This window comes from Sphingobacterium composti (assembly GCF_009829075.1).
GTDB lineage: Bacteria > Bacteroidota > Bacteroidia > Sphingobacteriales > Sphingobacteriaceae > Sphingobacterium > Sphingobacterium composti.
The window spans coordinates 82,869-98,313 of the sequence record NZ_WUQZ01000011.1 but is presented as its reverse complement, the minus strand read 5'-3'; the positions used below and the strand labels follow the sequence as shown (position 1 = coordinate 98,313).

Sequence of the window (15,445 nt, the reverse complement as noted above, 5' to 3'; positions counted from 1 at the left end):
TTAGCTTTAAAAATCTCAAATTGGGATGATAATAGCCAAATAGCATATCCTTATTGACTAAACTTACAATAAGGACCATTAATAAACAATCTTTCAGAAATCCCTTAAACAAAAATGACTGAGTAAGCTTAATACTATACTCAGTCATTTGTTTAAGTCTCTTAAAAAAATAGAAAATTTTTCAGTGCCCTCTAAAATTCTGACCCTTTTTTATAATGATATTTTAGTAATTATTTTACATTTTTTGCCTCGTACGCGCTTTCATTTCCTAGACGATCCACAGCTTTCACCGCAATGACTGTCAACTTTCTGCCGTTTTTGATTTGTGGGAATTCTTTAGCTGAAATATGATTTTCTACAATATCCCATTCCCAAGCATCACCGTATTTTGCATAGATAATAAAGTGTCTTACCTGCTCTGGCTGTTGATGCAACCATTTAGCAAAAATTTTACCTTGTTCTGGAGTTATTAATAACGTCGGAGCCAATAATGGGTTTGCTTTAAGCCAAGGAGACTTCGGCACCAATGATTTCTCTTTATAAGGACCATTTGATAACGCTGGCAACATTTCGGCATTTTTAGTTAAACCTGCAATACTCCAATGTACTACACCCGGACTTTTAGGCACAATGGCACGCGTCGCATTGATTTGGTTGACGATTTCTGTCGGTTTGTGCGCTGATTTTACTTCTACGGTATTCAAACCAGGCCAAAGATGTCTTCCGAAAGTATTTTCCGACTCCCACCATTTCAACAATGCCGTAAAACTTTGTTTTGCTGGTTCAATAGGCCAATACAATTGCGGTGTAAAATAATCAATCCAACCTTTATTCAACCACAATTTAGCATCTGCATACAATTCATCATATTGTGAAGAACCTGTTACACCAGCTGGATAACCTGGCTTCCAAATTCCAAATGGGCTTAATCCAAATTTTACAAATGGCTTTTCTGCTTTTATTTCTTTATAAATACGCTCAATAAAATTGTTGACGTGCGATCTTCTCCAATCTCCACGAGTCAATTCCCCATCGTTAGACTTATAGATATTCCAAGTCTTGCTATCAGGAAAATCCGCTCCACCATTGTAACTTGCATATGGATAGAAATAATCATCAAAGTGTACACCATCGATATCATAACGTTTTACGATATCATTTACCACACGAGATGCATGATCTTGCGTACGTTGATCCGCTGGATCAAACCAGTACATGCCATTTTTCAGACGAACTACATAATCAGAGGCTGTTCTTGCCATAGATTTCGAAGTAACTTCACCACCATTGGTATGATGCGCTCTATACGGATTCAACCAAACATGCAATTCTAAGCCACGTTTGTGGGCTTCCTCTACCCAAAATTCCAAAGGATCATAATATGGCTCCGGTCTTTTTCCTATTTCTCCATTCAAGAAATAAGACCATGGCTCAAATTTACTGTCATATAATGCATCAGCTGACGGACGAACTTGAAAAATAACAGCATTAAAGTTGTTATCTTTTAGCATATCTAATAATTTGATAGCCTCTTCCTTTTGCTGAGCCGTCGTCAAATTACGCTTAGATGGCCAATTTATATTTGCTACAGTCGCAATCCAAGCCGCTCGAAACTCACGTGGAACTTCTGGTAATTGGACTTCAACCTTTTCTTCCTTTTTTACTTGTTCTGCTTTCTTCTCTACAACCACTGATTCGACTTTTGCAGCAGGAATAACTACAACATTTTTCGTCGTATCCGCGTTAATAGATGTAGTAGTTGAAACTAATACTTTTGCATTTTTAGATTTACGAGATTTACACGAAATCGTAATTACTGCAAGTAGACTTAATAAAGTTAATAAACGAATTACATTAATTTTCATAGGATACAAAACTACAGATATAGTTTTATTATATATTATTTAAAGTGTAAAAGAATTATGGCTATTTGTCTACCTTTTGACCTTTGAAATAGACTGAATCCACACGAAATGCATCATCAAAAACTAAAATGTTAGCTAGTGCACCCTCTTCTAATCTTCCCAAATCGTCGCGATTTATTAAATTAGCAGGGTATAGTGTTGCCATCCTAATCGCTTCATCTAGTGCAATGCCTATGTGCCTCACACAATTTTCCACAGACTTAATCATACTTACTGCTGATCCCGAAAGAGTTCCATTAGGAAGCACATAATGGTCTTTATTATAAATATGCTTATAGATACCCTTATCACAGGATGTTACCGCATCGGTGATTAAAAACAATCTTTCACCCATCATAGCCTTACTAATTTTAACTGCTTCGAAGTCTACATGTATACCATCCGCAATTATGGAAGCGTGTACTGAATGATGGTTGTATGTTGCACCAGGCAACCCTACATTGCGGTGATGTAATGGAGACATAGCATTCCACAAATGTGTAACCGTTTTCACACCCGACTCGAAAGCCTCATTAGCTTCTTCATAAGTGGCATTACTATGTCCTGCGCTGATTAATATACCTTTGCGTTGCAAATATTGTATACATTCCGAACTCATCAATTCTGGAGCAATAGTCATCATCTTTACTACACCTTCATCTTCAGCTAAAAGATATTCCATTATTGATTCTGATGCTTCTATAATAAGTTCTTCGGGATGAGCACCTCTCTTGATAGGATTTAAAAATGGCCCTTCTAAATGAAGACCAAGAGCAATTTCTGACGAAGTGGATTTATAAATTTCAATTGCTTCTTTAAAAACCTCTAAAGTATTTGTCGCCAAGGTGAGATAAAAAGAAGTGCAGCCTTCACGAAGCAAAGCTTGTTCTATTCTATTAATAGAATCCACAGTCAAGTCTGCAGAAAATAAGCTTCCAGCGGCGCCATAAATTTGCAAATCTATAAGGCCAGGTGCTATATATTTCCCTTGTACATCAATTTTTTCAAAACTCTCAGGAATATTTGTTTCATCAACTACACAAAGAATACTTTCGCCTTCAATAAGTAAGGCTTTATACGTGTAGGTATTATTTCCTGTGAAAATAATACCATTGGTTAGGGCAAATTTGCTTTTCATATATACAATTATACTAAAAGCTTTTTTGAATTTGTAATTACACCGCTAGCATTGTAACTTAGCTCAATAGAGAAAAATGAAACAACTAAACACGAAAAAACCTTTGTCAATTCGCATCATGTATGTGATTAATGCCTTAGCCATTATTCTCTTCTTACTAGGAATAATTTATAAAATATTTATAGATAAATAAACATGTCACAAAAGGTAATAATTAATACTGAAAAAGCTCCTGCAGCTATAGGCCCTTACAATCAGGCTATAAGGGCAGATAAAACATTATTTGTATCTGGTCAAATTCCTCTGATTCCAGAGACCATGGAATTGGTTACGTCTGGAGTTCAAGATGAAACTCACCAAGTTTTCAAAAATATCCAAGCAATTCTTTCAGAAGCAGGATACGCTTTGGAAGATGTAGTAAAAGCTTCCATTTTTTTGAGTGATATGGGCGATTTTGCAACCGTAAACGAAATTTACGCTCAATATTTTACTACGAACCAGCCAGCTCGCGAATGTGTAGCTGTAAAGACATTGCCTAAAAATGTAAACGTTGAGATTTCTGTGATTGCTTGGAAAGCTTAATCAGAATACAATAACAAAAAAGCTGCTTTGATAATATGCTCAAAGCAGCTTTTTTATGCAGTAAATGCTAGAGGATCTAAATTAAAAGGGGAATAGAAACTTAGTTTCTATTCCCCTTTTAATTGTACTATTCATTACAATACTAGAATATAGTACTGTATTAAACTATCTATAATTATCTAACCGGAGTAAATACCCAGTTATCATCAAATTTTAAAGAACCATTAGCTCCAGTAGCTAAATAACCTTTACCACCAATCGAGTAAGAAACAGCACCGTCTCTTGCATTTTGAGGCAATGATTGGTGTTTGCTTTCCCATTTTCTAGCAGCTGGATCGTATTTCCATACTGTATTTAAAGAAGCTCCTTTTTTACCTCCTACTACATAACCGTAGTTACCAATCACGAATGTAGAAGCACCTTGACGTGTCAAATCGTACGTGTTATCAGTATCTTTTAATGGTGTTTCTTCTGTCCATTTTGTTCCATCAAAAGAATAGAAATCTTCAGGGAATTGGTTGTTATCAAAACCACCACCAACGTATGCTTTATTACCAATTACGAAAGCAAAAGCATTTACACGTTTTTGTTTGAACTCAGAACCAATTGCTTCCCATTTGTCAGCAGCAGGATCATATCTCCAAAAGTCTTTTAATGTTTTTTGTGTCTTTGTAGCACCTAAACCTACATAAGCATAATTACCTAAAGTAAATGCTACAGCACCATAACGAGCTTCTGCATTAGCAGGCAATGACGCTATTGGAGTCCAAGTACCATTGGCAGAATTATATTTGTAGAAATCTTTCAATACATCAGTACCATCAAAACCTAATCCTACATAACCATTCTGACCGATTGAAAAACCTACTGCACCATTACGCGCAACACCTGGGAAATCTTCTATTTGTTTCCAAACGTTATTTTCAAAAATCCAAGCATCATTCGTTCTTTCATTAGTCGTTAGAATACCTGTTGCTATAAAACCTTTATTATCAATCTGGAATGAAGCAGCAGCACTTCTTGGATCGCCATCAAAAGCAGATGATCTAACCCATTCCGTAGGCCCATTATCTGTCGTGTTATCGTTGTCGTCGTCTTTTTTACAAGAATTAAATGCTGAAAGTGTAAAAGCACAGGCTAAAACAATACATAGCCAATTTTTCTTATTCATAAATTATCTAAATTTAGTATATACAATATTTAATTTAATCTTAGGCTTACCATTCTCCGTTGCAATCTTAGCTGTATTAACAGTACCGAAAAGCGCTGGAGTAATAGTTGATATCAACAAATCCGTATCAATATATCGATTTGTATTAATATTTTTTATGTAATCAATCAAGTTAAAAATATATTTTCCATTCTGCCCTACGTCATTTCCTGGCATATACGTAGCTTGTTGAATCGTATTGGCGAATGGTGAAGGCACATAGTTCGTAGCTAATCCATTTTTATCGGATACAATCAACATCAAACTAGACGGAGCTGGATAATTTCCACTGCCCAAAGCTTCTGTTTCAATAATTAACTCCGCTTTATTGATACTAATGTTTTCATTGTACATGAATTCCTTTAATGTAGGAATTTTAATTTTTGTAGCTAGCCCAGTTCCTGACTGAATAACAGCACTTCTGTTGGCTTGTTGAAAAGATATTTCTCTATTTGAGCCACTTAATCCTTCAAATGGTGTACCTGTTCTATCATATTCAACATTATTGTATTGATAGGATGGTGAATAATTACTGATCACTTTCTTTCCTGTAACCTTGAAGCCATCTGACCCTACATAAGAGTAATTAAGGTGAATATTTAATGTGTCATTAAACCCTAAAACAACTGTATTGTTATCTTCTGGCACAATAGCTATTCCTTTCAGATAAGATTGAAATGCTTCTATATTACTTACATTAAAATCATTAGTGTTTATTTTATCAAAAAGATCCTTACCAAATTCATCAGTCAACCTTAAGCTGATCGTATCTATAGAATTAACATAAGGCCTAAATTGACCCGTACCTAATGCCGAACTTTCATAAGCAAACTTCTTATCACTAAATATTGTTGGCCCATTTACGTATACAGGAGCGTTATAACTGTCAATAGAGGAAAGAATATTCGTTGTAACTATTTCTTGCGTTACTTTATGTACAGAAAGGGTTTGTATTTGTGTCGTATCACCATAATAATATCTTACATTATTAGGTCTTAGCACAACATTCACCGAATCAAAGACCGCACCCTCAGGAATATTATCTGTGTATGAATCTAATGCTAGTCTAAGATAAGAAGTCGACTTAATTGAACCCAAGTCATTAGATCGAACTTTTCCTACCAAAATATTTCCTGTAGCAGAAGATGGAAGATAGTTTAATTGGTATGTCGAGGTATGTACAGTAAAAGAGTCAATGAAAGTGACCGCAATGTCTTCATCAATTTCGTCTAATGAAACGCTCATCTCTTTATTACAACTCGCAAAAAGTGATAAGGCAGAAATAATAGACAAAAAGTATAAATATTTAAAACGTAATAATTGACTCATATATATTAGTTGACATGCAAATGTAAGTAATACCTACTGTTAAATGTGTTATAATATGTTAAATATCTACTGTTCATAGATACGCGGTGCAAATCTAACAATTTATTTTGTTTTACTGACTTTGCATTCATATAAAATACACCTTTAAAACACGTGTAAATTCACACATCTGCTACACATTTTCTTTAATTTATCCGTCCATGAATTATCTTAAGTAAGCAATAATTTTTATAACTTCATATTATGAAAGCACTAATTATAGTAGACGTTCAAAATGACTTTTTGCCTGGCGGTTCTCTAGCAGTTCCTGCAGGTGACGAGATCATTGAATTGATAAATAAAATCCAATCCAAATATGAAATCGTAGTCGCTACGCAAGACTGGCATCCTGCCAACCATAAAAGTTTTGCATCGATGCATCCGAATCATGAGGTATTTAATGTAATTGATTGCAATGGATACCCGCAAACATTATGGCCCAACCATTGTGTACAAGGAACTTCTGGAGCAGACTTCTCTCCAGCATTAGACACGAATGCTGTACAAACGATTTTTCGCAAGGGAATGGATAAAAATGTTGATAGCTATAGTGGATTTTTCGACAACCTCAAAAGTAGAAATACAGGTTTAGATGGCTTTATGAAATCAAAAGGAGTAAATGAAGTGCACATTTGTGGATTAGCGGCTGATTTTTGTGTGTACTTTACAGCTATTGATGCATTAGATCTCGGATATAAAGCCGCTATTATTTCAAAAGGAACAAAAGCTATTGACAAAGATTCTTATATGAAGAAAAAAGAATTTTTTCTTCAAAAAGGAGGACTATTTATTTAAAAAGATTAGTTGACCCAAATTTTCGTAGATTATATGTAAAGGAAAGTAAAAAATATCTATTCAATGTATTTGATGTCACATCGGATATATTATTTTCTGTGACTCTTCTGCTTATATTTTGTGCTTTATTTAATAAGTCAAAACCTTTTAACGATACTTCCCCATTATTTTTTTTAAATAGTTTTTTACCAATCGAGGCATTCCAAATCCACGTTTCTACATTCGGATAATCCAAAATACCTCCGTTGTTTAACCACATCAAGTTTGATGTCAATACTATATTTTTAATTGGCTCAATAGAGATATTACTATTTAATCGGTGATTAGTAACATGATATGTAGCTGTTTGCATCATAATATTGGATGTCTCGCGTCCATCAATATGATATGACAGCCCTACAATATATTTCTTTGAGAACTTAGAGTTGACACCAATACTTTGTCCATACCCAAAAGTCTTGTTTTTAATAGGCAATTCATTGATCTGTGCCAATTCATTATTGAGATAAAATCTTGTATTCAAGTTGAGGTTCAGCTTTAGTTTTTCAATTGGAAACCCATAGCTGTTATTGACACGAAAATTATATGCACCATCAGCATTTATTGGACGAATATATTGTCCACCTGCCCCCAATCGGATATCATCAAATAAAATAATACTTGTATCCGTTTGTATGATACTGTTTATGATCTTATCTTGTAAATATTCGAAAGAAATATTCGTTGTCAATGATCTTCCTGTTTTTCGATTTACGTCTTTATACTGAACACGCATGGTATGCGCGTACTCTTGTTCAAGATTAGGATTTCCGTTAGTAATACGCAGTTCATTTTGATTATTTATAAAATCCTGCAACTGACTAATAGCTGGTGTATTCGTTTGTGTATTATAAGAAAATTCCACTTCTTTGGTCTGTCTAAACTTATAACGGGCTGATAACTCTGGCAACAAACTACTGAAATCAGCTGTAGTTTTTAAATTGATAGGCACAGTGCGATTATTGAGCCTCATACCATGTTGATATTGTACCCCAACTTGAAAACGTATAGAATCTTTTACAGCAAAAATATACGACAGTCCTGCACCATGATAATTATAATCATTTCTGAATTCATTAGAAAGCCTATCTCTTAATTCACCAGTCTGTCCCGTTTCAGCCAAAAACTCATACGTCTCCCTATTAGAATATGAAGCGGTATTTCTAAAATTATACTGCGCTTGCAAGCGACTAAATTTGGATAAATTTTCCGTAAATGAAAGTCTAGTGTTAAATCCAGAACCATATCCATTCGTCAGGCTCTTATTATTATTGGTATCAACACGATTGAGTAATGCATTCCGATAATATTCCGTCACAGCAAGATTCAACCCCAAGGCATCATTGGTGTTTTTATTACCACTAGCAGAGAGAGAGACGGTACGCCCCTGCTTCTTCAAACGCAACATATAAGTTAAAGATGCGCCATAACTCAAATTACTATTATCACTATCCGAAGAACGCGCAGACTTGTTGATAGGATTGCTATTCGTATTAATTGTATTAAAATCAGTAGAACTTAATCTTTCGGAATTGGTGTACTTAAAATTAGGCGAAAAATCTAATCGATTTGTTGAGTCAATTTGCCATTTGAGCCTTCCACCAAATGTATGCTCTGTATTATTTGCATCCGAAAGTTGATTTTGCGTTCGAAGTTGGTTAGCCTGCCTTTCGGATAAGTATTGAATATTTGACAGCGAATTGGTAAGCGTTGTTGATGAATTGAAATTATAATCCGAACTTACCTCCATCTTGGATTTTGGATAGGTATTGCTAAATGTAACAGCAGCTGCATAAGTATCGGACAATCCACGATCCGTATTATTGTTGCCACGGCGAGAACCACCGCGCCCTTGCTCACCAAAATTTGTTTCATTGATGTTATTAGCCATAAAATTTATGGCATATTTCTTATCACCGTTGAAACTATTGGTGGATGAGTTGACCGAAAACTTATCCCTATCGCCCTTACTGGCAGCTGACTTTCCAAAATAACCAACTTTCTTATCAGGCTTGGTGACTATATTTATTACTTTGCTTCGTTTACCGTCATCAAATCCCGAAAATCGAGCTTGCTCAGATTTCTCGTCTATCAATTGAATCTTTGCTATGATATCAGCTGGCAGATTTTTGAGAGCTACTTTCGGATCAGAACTAAAAAATTCCTTACCATCAACGATGATGCGCGTGACTGGCTCACCGTGTGCTGTGACATTTCCATCCTCATCTATCATCACACCTGGCACTTGAGCGACCAATTCATCTGCATCCGCAAAATCCCTTGCTACAAATTTGCCGGCATCATATTCCATCGTATCACCCTTTAAAAGAACCGCAGGTGAAGCACTAATAACAACTTCATCAATACCGATATTTTCTGCATCCAATTTAATAGCTAACGTTTCACTTTTAGAAGACTCAATCCGAATTGGTAAAAGTTTCTGTTGAAATCCCAATGCTTGGATATTTAGATTATAATCCCCAGCGGGCACTTGATTGAAAGAGAAGCTTCCTAGCTTATCAGAAGAAGTAGATTTGACACTAGATATATGCTGATTGGTCGAGACTAATCGAATAGTTGCCCCCATTATAGCGGTAGAATCAGTTTTATTAATCACACGACCATTTATTCTTTGCTGCGCAATAGAAGATAGTGTACTTATCAAAATGAAAAATAGGAGAATTAGTTTTACAAATGGTTTCACAATAGATAAACGTCTATGATACAATATTACTTTAAAACTGTTAAACTTCAAACTTATTCTTAAATTGAATATATTTGCTTGATTGTACGTGTTTATATGAAGAGTTCCCTGTTAAGTAGAAAAGAGAAGATATTGGAAGCAGCACTCCTTTTGTTTGCTAAGAATGGTTATGCTGACACCTCTACCAAAGAAATAGCCGCTAATGCCGGTGTATCTGAAGCTTTAATATTTAAACATTTTGGAAACAAAGATGCGCTGTTAGCTCATCTTATTAAGTCTGGCTATAGACGTGTTCTTCAGCATCACCGAGGAATGATGACTTACAAAAGCGCTAAAGACTTTTTGAAAAATATGATATTCTTGCCCAGCAAATTAGTAGCTGAAGAACCTTTATTCTGGAAATTGCAGGAACGATTGTATCATATTCCTTTTTCAAAGTCACAACACGATCAATTTATGAAACCTGTTCATCCCATCATCATTCGGGCATTCAAAGAATTGGGCTATGACAACCCAGAAATAGAAGCACAATATTTGTTATTAGTAATAGATATGTTGTGGAAAAAAGAAGCAAGTGGGGAGATAGATAATTCAATTGATTTAGCACTTCTTTTAGAAAAAAAATACCAACTATTGTGATGCGTTTTTTTGCGTTATGTTGTAACAATTTCGCAAAAACATTGAAATATCGAATTATTATAATATTTTCGTGACTATATACTTTAAATAAAATATTATGCTGAAACCTATTTTAGCTTTTTCTTTAGCATTATTGACCTCATTAGGAGCAATGGCACAGAAAAGACCTGATTTTGTGAAATTCATTAATAGTGAACACAAATGGGTCGACTCTGTATTTAATAGTCTTACTCCAAAAGAACGTATTGGTCAATTATTTCTAGTTCGAGCCCACACCAATTTGGGACAAAAATTCATTGACTCTGTCGGCACAGTTGTAAAAAATGAGCAATTAGGGGGATTAGTAGTTTTTCAAGGCGGGCCAGTTCGTCACTTGGATATGATCAACAACTACCAAAAAGTTTCTAAAGTTCCATTATTAGTTACTATTGATGGTGAGTGGGGATTAGGCATGCGTCTTCCAGATTCAACACAATCATTCCCTTATCAAATGACCTTAGGAGCATTACAAGATAACTCTCTTATCTATGACATGGGAAGAGATGCGGCAAAGGACTTTTTGCGAATTGGAATTCATTTCAATTTTGCCCCAACTGTCGATATCAATAATAACCCAAAAAATCCAGTTATTGGGTTCAGATCATTTGGTGACAATAAAGAAAACGTAGCTGTAAAATCTGCAGCTTATATGAAAGGAATGATTGACGGAGGTGTGTTAGCCTCAATCAAGCATTTCCCTGGTCATGGTGATACAGATGTGGATTCACATTATGACTTGCCAAAATTAAATTTTAGTCGTCAACGTTTGGAAGAATTGGAATTATATCCTTTCAAAGAACTTATCAAACAAGGCGCTAGTGCAGTAATGGTAGGGCATATGGACATTCCTGCATTAGATAACACACCAAATTTACCATCATCAATTTCAAAAAAGGTTGTTACTGATTTATTGAGAAGAGATTTGGGATTCCAAGGATTGACTGTAACAGATGCCATGAATATGAAAGGTGTCACTAAATACTTCCCTGATGGTGAAGCGGACATCTTGGCAATTGAAGCTGGTCATGATTTATTAGAGCTTTCAGAAAATAGTGCGCGTGCAATTGCTTTAGTTGAGAAATCTATTCAAAATGGTCGTTTGAAACAAGCAGATATTGATGCGCGCGTAAAAAGAGTGTTGGCAGCTAAACTTTGGTTAGGATTAGACAAATATACTCCAGCAGGACGCAATAGCGTGTATGAGGATCTTAATAGACCAGAGACGAAATCTTTGATTCAACGTATGGCAGATGGATCTGTGACCGTTTTAAAATCAAATCGCCGTATTCAATCTTTCGATACTAAAAAAGAAACTGTTATAGTAAGTGTAGGTATCACTGCAGCGCAAGATTTTGAAAAGGGAATGGCGGGCAGATTATCAAATGTGAAAAACATCTATATTTCTGGTAAAGAGACTGCAGCGCAATTAGGCGATTTAGTAAAAGATGTTAGAAATCATGAGCAAATTATTTTAGCAATCCATGACAATAGATCTCGCCCAAGACCTACATTGGACTTTTCGGATGATGTGAAGGCTTTTGTAGATAAAATAGCAGGTCGTCGTACGATCACCGTGATGTTAACAAATCCTTATGCGTTAACTTCTGTAAAAGTGGATCGCAGTGCGTCAATTGTGATGGGCTATCAAAATGAAGCATTCATGCAAAGAGCTGCTGTAAAAGTTCTTTTGAAAGACATCAAATCAAAAGGTAAATTACCTGTAACGATTAACAAAACATACACTTACGGAAAAGGACTATAAGACCGTTTAATTATAAAAAAATAGCCAAGTTGAAATATCAACTTGGCTATTTTTTTGTCATTTATAATCCTAACTTTGCGGAAAATTATTTACTCAATTATCAGCGATTATGGCGTCAGAGCAAATTTCTGTTTTCGATATGTTCAAGATAGGCATTGGTCCGTCTAGTTCTCACACGTTGGGACCTTGGCGAGCAGCACAACGTTTTGTTCAAAAATTAAAAGATACAGATGTATTAGATAAGGTAGAGCAGGTAAATATTCTTTTATATGGCTCTTTAGCCAAAACAGGTGTTGGACACGGCACCGATATCGCGATTTTGTTAGGATTAAGTGGTGATGATCCCGTGACTTTTGATGTCAATCAAGTAATGCCCAAAGTTGAGCAAATCAAATCATCTAGTTCACTTGTTTTAGGTGCCCTAAAAGAAATAGAATTTTCGTATACCAATCAATTATTGTTTTTGTTTGACCAAAGCTTGCCTTTTCATCCGAATGGCGTTACATTTCAAGCTTTTCTTAACGACGGCAAAGCGATTAGTGAGACATATTATTCTATAGGTGGAGGATTTGTTGTTCAAGAAGATGACTCTGAATCTGTACTTTCTGAAGTGGATTTACCATTCCCAATTGATACTGCACAACAATTGATGAGTGCTTGTATGCGAACTGGTCTCAAAATCTCGGAGTTGGTTATGGAAAATGAATTATCATGGCGTCCTGAAGAGCAAACAAGAGAGGGCATTCTAAATATATTTCGTGTCATAAAAGAGTGTATTTATAAAGGCTGCCATACTGAAGGAGTTCTTCCTGGTGGGCTAAATGTTGAAAGAAGAGCCTCAAGACTTAATAAGCGAATGCTTAAAGGTCGTGAATATTCAGATTACGACTCTTGGGTTGAAGCTATCCGTGCTGGAGGTAAAGACTTTGGTTATATCTTGGATTGCGTGAGTTGTTTTGCATTGTCTGTAAATGAAGAAAATGCCTCTTTTGGACGTGTTGTGACTGCTCCAACTAATGGTGCTTCGGGTGTAATACCGGCTGTACTACAATATTATATAGCATTTTATGATGCATATAATGACGATAAGATTATTCAATTCATTACAACCGCCTCCGAAATAGGATCCATTTTCAAAAAAGGAGCTACAATTTCGGCAGCTATGGGTGGTTGTCAAGCAGAAATCGGTGTTTCTTCAGCGATGGCAGCAGGCGCATTGACCGAGTGTTTAGGCGGTTCACAAAGACAAGTGCTGATGGCAGCAGAAATAGCTATGGAACATCACCTTGGTTTAACTTGTGACCCAATTGGTGGTTTGGTACAAGTTCCATGTATCGAGCGTAATACTATGGGCGCTATAAAAGCTATTACGGCTGCCCAATTGGCTTTGCAATCGAATCCCGACAAAGCGAAGGTTAGTTTGGATGCTGTCGTAAGTACCATGTGGGAAACGGCCCAAGACATGAACGTAAAATACAAAGAAACAGCTGATGGTGGTCTAGCGGTCAAAGTGCCGTTGAGTTTGCCAGAGTGTTAATTTTTCATTTCTTATAAAAAATATAGAAGCTCTTGTCCATAATTGACAAGAGCTTTTTCTTTACCTTTGTTGCCGATATGAAATACTGCTCGATTGCTTCTGGATCTAATGGGAATTGTTATTATGTTGCCAAAGGTGACGATGCTGTATTAATTGATATAGGCATCAATACCAAGCATGTGCTTATACGTATGGAACGTTTGGGTATTGATCCCACTAGCATTAAAGCAATTTTTATCACGCACGAACATACCGATCATATACGCGGTCTTTCGGTTTTCAGCAAGCGTTTTCAGATTCCAGTTTATATCACACAAGGGAGTTATGAAGGGTCGAAACTGCATATGCCAGAGCACCTAATCAATTTCATTCTGCCGGATGAGCGAGTGCAAATAGGTGACCTCACGGTAATGGGTATTCCAAAATATCATGACGCCAAAGAGCCCTGTAGTTTCGTAGTAACAGATGGGGACTTCAATGTTAGTATAATGACGGATTTAGGTCGAGGATGCGATAATGTGAAACATGTGATTCAGCATTCGGATGTATTATTGTTGGAGAGCAATTTTGATGAAGAAATGTTACAAAATGGCCGATATTCATATTTTCTAAAAAATAGAATTCGAAGTGGGTGGGGACATATTTCGAATGCTACAGCATTGGAATTGCTACTTGAGAATCGTTCGCCACGATTAAAGCATCTGATTTTGGGACACCTGTCAGGAGAGAATAACACCGTGGAGTTGGTTGATTCCTTATTCAGACCACATTGTCAAGATATTGATTTTTCCATAGCTACACGCACGGAAGAAACTCCCATTTTTACGGTAAAAATTTGTCATGATCGTAATCCAGCTTTCTATACTCTTCCGCACGAATACTAGTTTCCTTCTTGAAAAATTTAGCAAAGTTTGTAGGATCACTATAACCCAATTGAAAAGCAACTTCTTTGACCATGATTGCTGGATTTTGTAAAAGTTGTTTTGCTCTCAACAACAGGGCTTTCTTGATGAATTGCTTTGGGGTCTCTCCGAAACTTATGCGCATCGATTCTTGCAATGATTTTATTGAAACTCCAAGTTCATTTGCATAAAACTGAACATTATTTTTTACATTATTATTTCTTAAAACCATTATTTTAAAACGAATACATAGTTCACGATGCTTATCCATAAATGGCACCTCCCCTACACTATTGAGCTGTTTATCAATAGTGTGCACACATATTGTAAACAAATTTTCCAATATTAATGCAGTATTGACATGGAAAGGTTGGTAAATTTCGGACCATAATAGGCAGCAAAGTTTTTTCATTGTCTCAAATGAATCATCGGACAATGTCACTTTCTCATGTTCCTTAAATTTGAAGATTATTTCAAAATTTTGATGAAAGTTGAACATATTTTTAGTTTCATACAAAAAAGTGTCTGTAAAGCTTATTATATATCCTTTTACATCTGTATATTCTTTGAAAAAATGTATTTGCTCTGGTATTAGGATGGTTACATCTTTGGGGCCCAACTTTAAGATATGCTGATCCATTTGATGTGCTGCATCTCCCTCCAAAATTATAATTAATGCAAAAAATTTGATAGCATGGGGAACTCCAATAATAGCGGCTTTTTCCGAAATAAAATCTTCAATTCTCCGAATGGAGATTTTATGTTCATAGCTAGCTGGAGTAGAGTAAATATACTCTTTAATCTTAGTTGTTGTATTCATATATTT

The 15,445-nt window shown here is 35.7% G+C and carries 13 protein-coding genes; 7 read left to right on the top strand and 6 right to left on the bottom strand.

What is annotated here, in order from left to right; all coding sequences use genetic code 11:
- Window positions 1–230: 230 nt before the first annotated feature.
- Window positions 231–1,865 carry a glycoside hydrolase family 10-like protein gene (locus GOQ17_RS09335; protein WP_159637072.1) on the bottom strand — a complete coding sequence of 545 codons (1,635 nt, stop codon included), beginning with the start codon at window positions 1,863–1,865 and terminating at the stop codon, window positions 231–233.
- A gap of 61 nt (window positions 1,866–1,926) precedes the next feature.
- Window positions 1,927–3,042, bottom strand: coding sequence for an N-acetylglucosamine-6-phosphate deacetylase (gene nagA / locus GOQ17_RS09330; protein WP_159637071.1), 1,116 nt, complete (start codon window positions 3,040–3,042; stop codon window positions 1,927–1,929).
- A 76-nt stretch (window positions 3,043–3,118) separates the two neighbouring features.
- On the opposite strand from nagA, the gene GOQ17_RS16595 reads away from it, so the two are divergent.
- Complete coding sequence (locus GOQ17_RS16595; protein ID WP_394350606.1) at window positions 3,119–3,235, top strand: hypothetical protein; 117 nt, start codon at window positions 3,119–3,121, stop codon at window positions 3,233–3,235.
- A 2-nt stretch (window positions 3,236–3,237) separates the two neighbouring features.
- Window positions 3,238–3,624 (top strand): RidA family protein, encoded by a 387-nt coding sequence (locus tag GOQ17_RS09325; protein ID WP_159637070.1) that lies wholly within the window; start codon window positions 3,238–3,240, stop codon window positions 3,622–3,624.
- 175 nt (window positions 3,625–3,799) lie between these two features.
- Here the strand turns inward: GOQ17_RS09325 and GOQ17_RS09320 are convergent, their stop codons facing one another.
- Window positions 3,800–4,795 carry a Kelch repeat-containing protein gene (locus GOQ17_RS09320; protein ID WP_159637068.1) on the bottom strand — a complete coding sequence of 332 codons (996 nt, stop codon included), beginning with the start codon at window positions 4,793–4,795 and terminating at the stop codon, window positions 3,800–3,802.
- A gap of 3 nt (window positions 4,796–4,798) precedes the next feature.
- Window positions 4,799–6,163 (bottom strand): DUF4270 family protein, encoded by a 1,365-nt coding sequence (locus tag GOQ17_RS09315; RefSeq protein WP_159637067.1) that lies wholly within the window; start codon window positions 6,161–6,163, stop codon window positions 4,799–4,801.
- 243 nt (window positions 6,164–6,406) lie between these two features.
- On the opposite strand from GOQ17_RS09315, the gene pncA reads away from it, so the two are divergent.
- On the top strand, window positions 6,407–6,997 hold the full coding sequence (pncA, locus tag GOQ17_RS09310) for a bifunctional nicotinamidase/pyrazinamidase (RefSeq protein ID WP_159637066.1): 591 nt from the start codon (window positions 6,407–6,409) through the stop codon (window positions 6,995–6,997).
- Here the strand turns inward: pncA and GOQ17_RS09305 are convergent.
- Window positions 6,990–9,740 (bottom strand): outer membrane beta-barrel protein, encoded by a 2,751-nt coding sequence (locus GOQ17_RS09305; RefSeq protein ID WP_236537109.1) that lies wholly within the window; start codon window positions 9,738–9,740, stop codon window positions 6,990–6,992. The genes pncA and GOQ17_RS09305 overlap by 8 nt on opposite strands.
- 96 nt (window positions 9,741–9,836) lie before the next feature.
- On the opposite strand from GOQ17_RS09305, the gene GOQ17_RS09300 reads away from it, so the two are divergent.
- From GOQ17_RS09300 to GOQ17_RS09285, 4 genes are all read left to right on the top strand, one after another.
- Complete coding sequence (locus GOQ17_RS09300) at window positions 9,837–10,379, top strand: TetR/AcrR family transcriptional regulator (protein ID WP_159637064.1); 543 nt, start codon at window positions 9,837–9,839, stop codon at window positions 10,377–10,379.
- Between the two features lie 97 nt (window positions 10,380–10,476).
- Complete coding sequence (locus GOQ17_RS09295; protein WP_159637063.1) at window positions 10,477–12,180, top strand: glycoside hydrolase family 3 protein; 1,704 nt, start codon at window positions 10,477–10,479, stop codon at window positions 12,178–12,180.
- A gap of 109 nt (window positions 12,181–12,289) precedes the next feature.
- On the top strand, window positions 12,290–13,717 hold the full coding sequence (locus GOQ17_RS09290) for an L-serine ammonia-lyase (RefSeq protein WP_159637062.1): 1,428 nt from the start codon (window positions 12,290–12,292) through the stop codon (window positions 13,715–13,717).
- A gap of 77 nt (window positions 13,718–13,794) precedes the next feature.
- The gene (locus GOQ17_RS09285) at window positions 13,795–14,601 is read left to right on the top strand and encodes an MBL fold metallo-hydrolase (protein WP_159637061.1); all 807 of its coding nucleotides are present in this window, start codon (window positions 13,795–13,797) and stop codon (window positions 14,599–14,601) included.
- On the opposite strand, the gene GOQ17_RS09280 is transcribed toward GOQ17_RS09285, so the two are convergent.
- Window positions 14,540–15,439, bottom strand: a complete 900-nt coding sequence (locus tag GOQ17_RS09280; RefSeq protein WP_159637060.1) for an AraC family transcriptional regulator — start codon at window positions 15,437–15,439, stop codon at window positions 14,540–14,542. The genes GOQ17_RS09285 and GOQ17_RS09280 overlap by 62 nt on opposite strands.
- Between the last annotated feature and the right edge of the window lie 6 nt (window positions 15,440–15,445).

Excerpts from the sequence above, each read along its gene's own strand:
- GOQ17_RS09315 (WP_159637067.1), bottom strand. The coding sequence starts at position 6,163 with ATGAGTCAATTATTACGTTTTAAATATTTATACTTTTTGTCTATTATT.
- GOQ17_RS09300 (WP_159637064.1), top strand. The coding sequence starts at position 9,837 with ATGAAGAGTTCCCTGTTAAGTAGAAAAGAGAAGATATTGGAAGCAGCA.
- pncA (WP_159637066.1), top strand. The coding sequence starts at position 6,407 with ATGAAAGCACTAATTATAGTAGACGTTCAAAATGACTTTTTGCCTGGC.
- GOQ17_RS09320 (WP_159637068.1), bottom strand. The coding sequence starts at position 4,795 with ATGAATAAGAAAAATTGGCTATGTATTGTTTTAGCCTGTGCTTTTACA.
- GOQ17_RS16595 (WP_394350606.1), top strand. The coding sequence starts at position 3,119 with ATGAAACAACTAAACACGAAAAAACCTTTGTCAATTCGCATCATGTAT.
- GOQ17_RS09280 (WP_159637060.1), bottom strand. The coding sequence starts at position 15,439 with ATGAATACAACAACTAAGATTAAAGAGTATATTTACTCTACTCCAGCT.
- GOQ17_RS09295 (WP_159637063.1), top strand. The coding sequence starts at position 10,477 with ATGCTGAAACCTATTTTAGCTTTTTCTTTAGCATTATTGACCTCATTA.
- GOQ17_RS09335 (WP_159637072.1), bottom strand. The coding sequence starts at position 1,865 with ATGAAAATTAATGTAATTCGTTTATTAACTTTATTAAGTCTACTTGCA.
- GOQ17_RS09290 (WP_159637062.1), top strand. The coding sequence starts at position 12,290 with ATGGCGTCAGAGCAAATTTCTGTTTTCGATATGTTCAAGATAGGCATT.
- GOQ17_RS09325 (WP_159637070.1), top strand. The coding sequence starts at position 3,238 with ATGTCACAAAAGGTAATAATTAATACTGAAAAAGCTCCTGCAGCTATA.
- nagA (WP_159637071.1), bottom strand. The coding sequence starts at position 3,042 with ATGAAAAGCAAATTTGCCCTAACCAATGGTATTATTTTCACAGGAAAT.
- GOQ17_RS09285 (WP_159637061.1), top strand. The coding sequence starts at position 13,795 with ATGAAATACTGCTCGATTGCTTCTGGATCTAATGGGAATTGTTATTAT.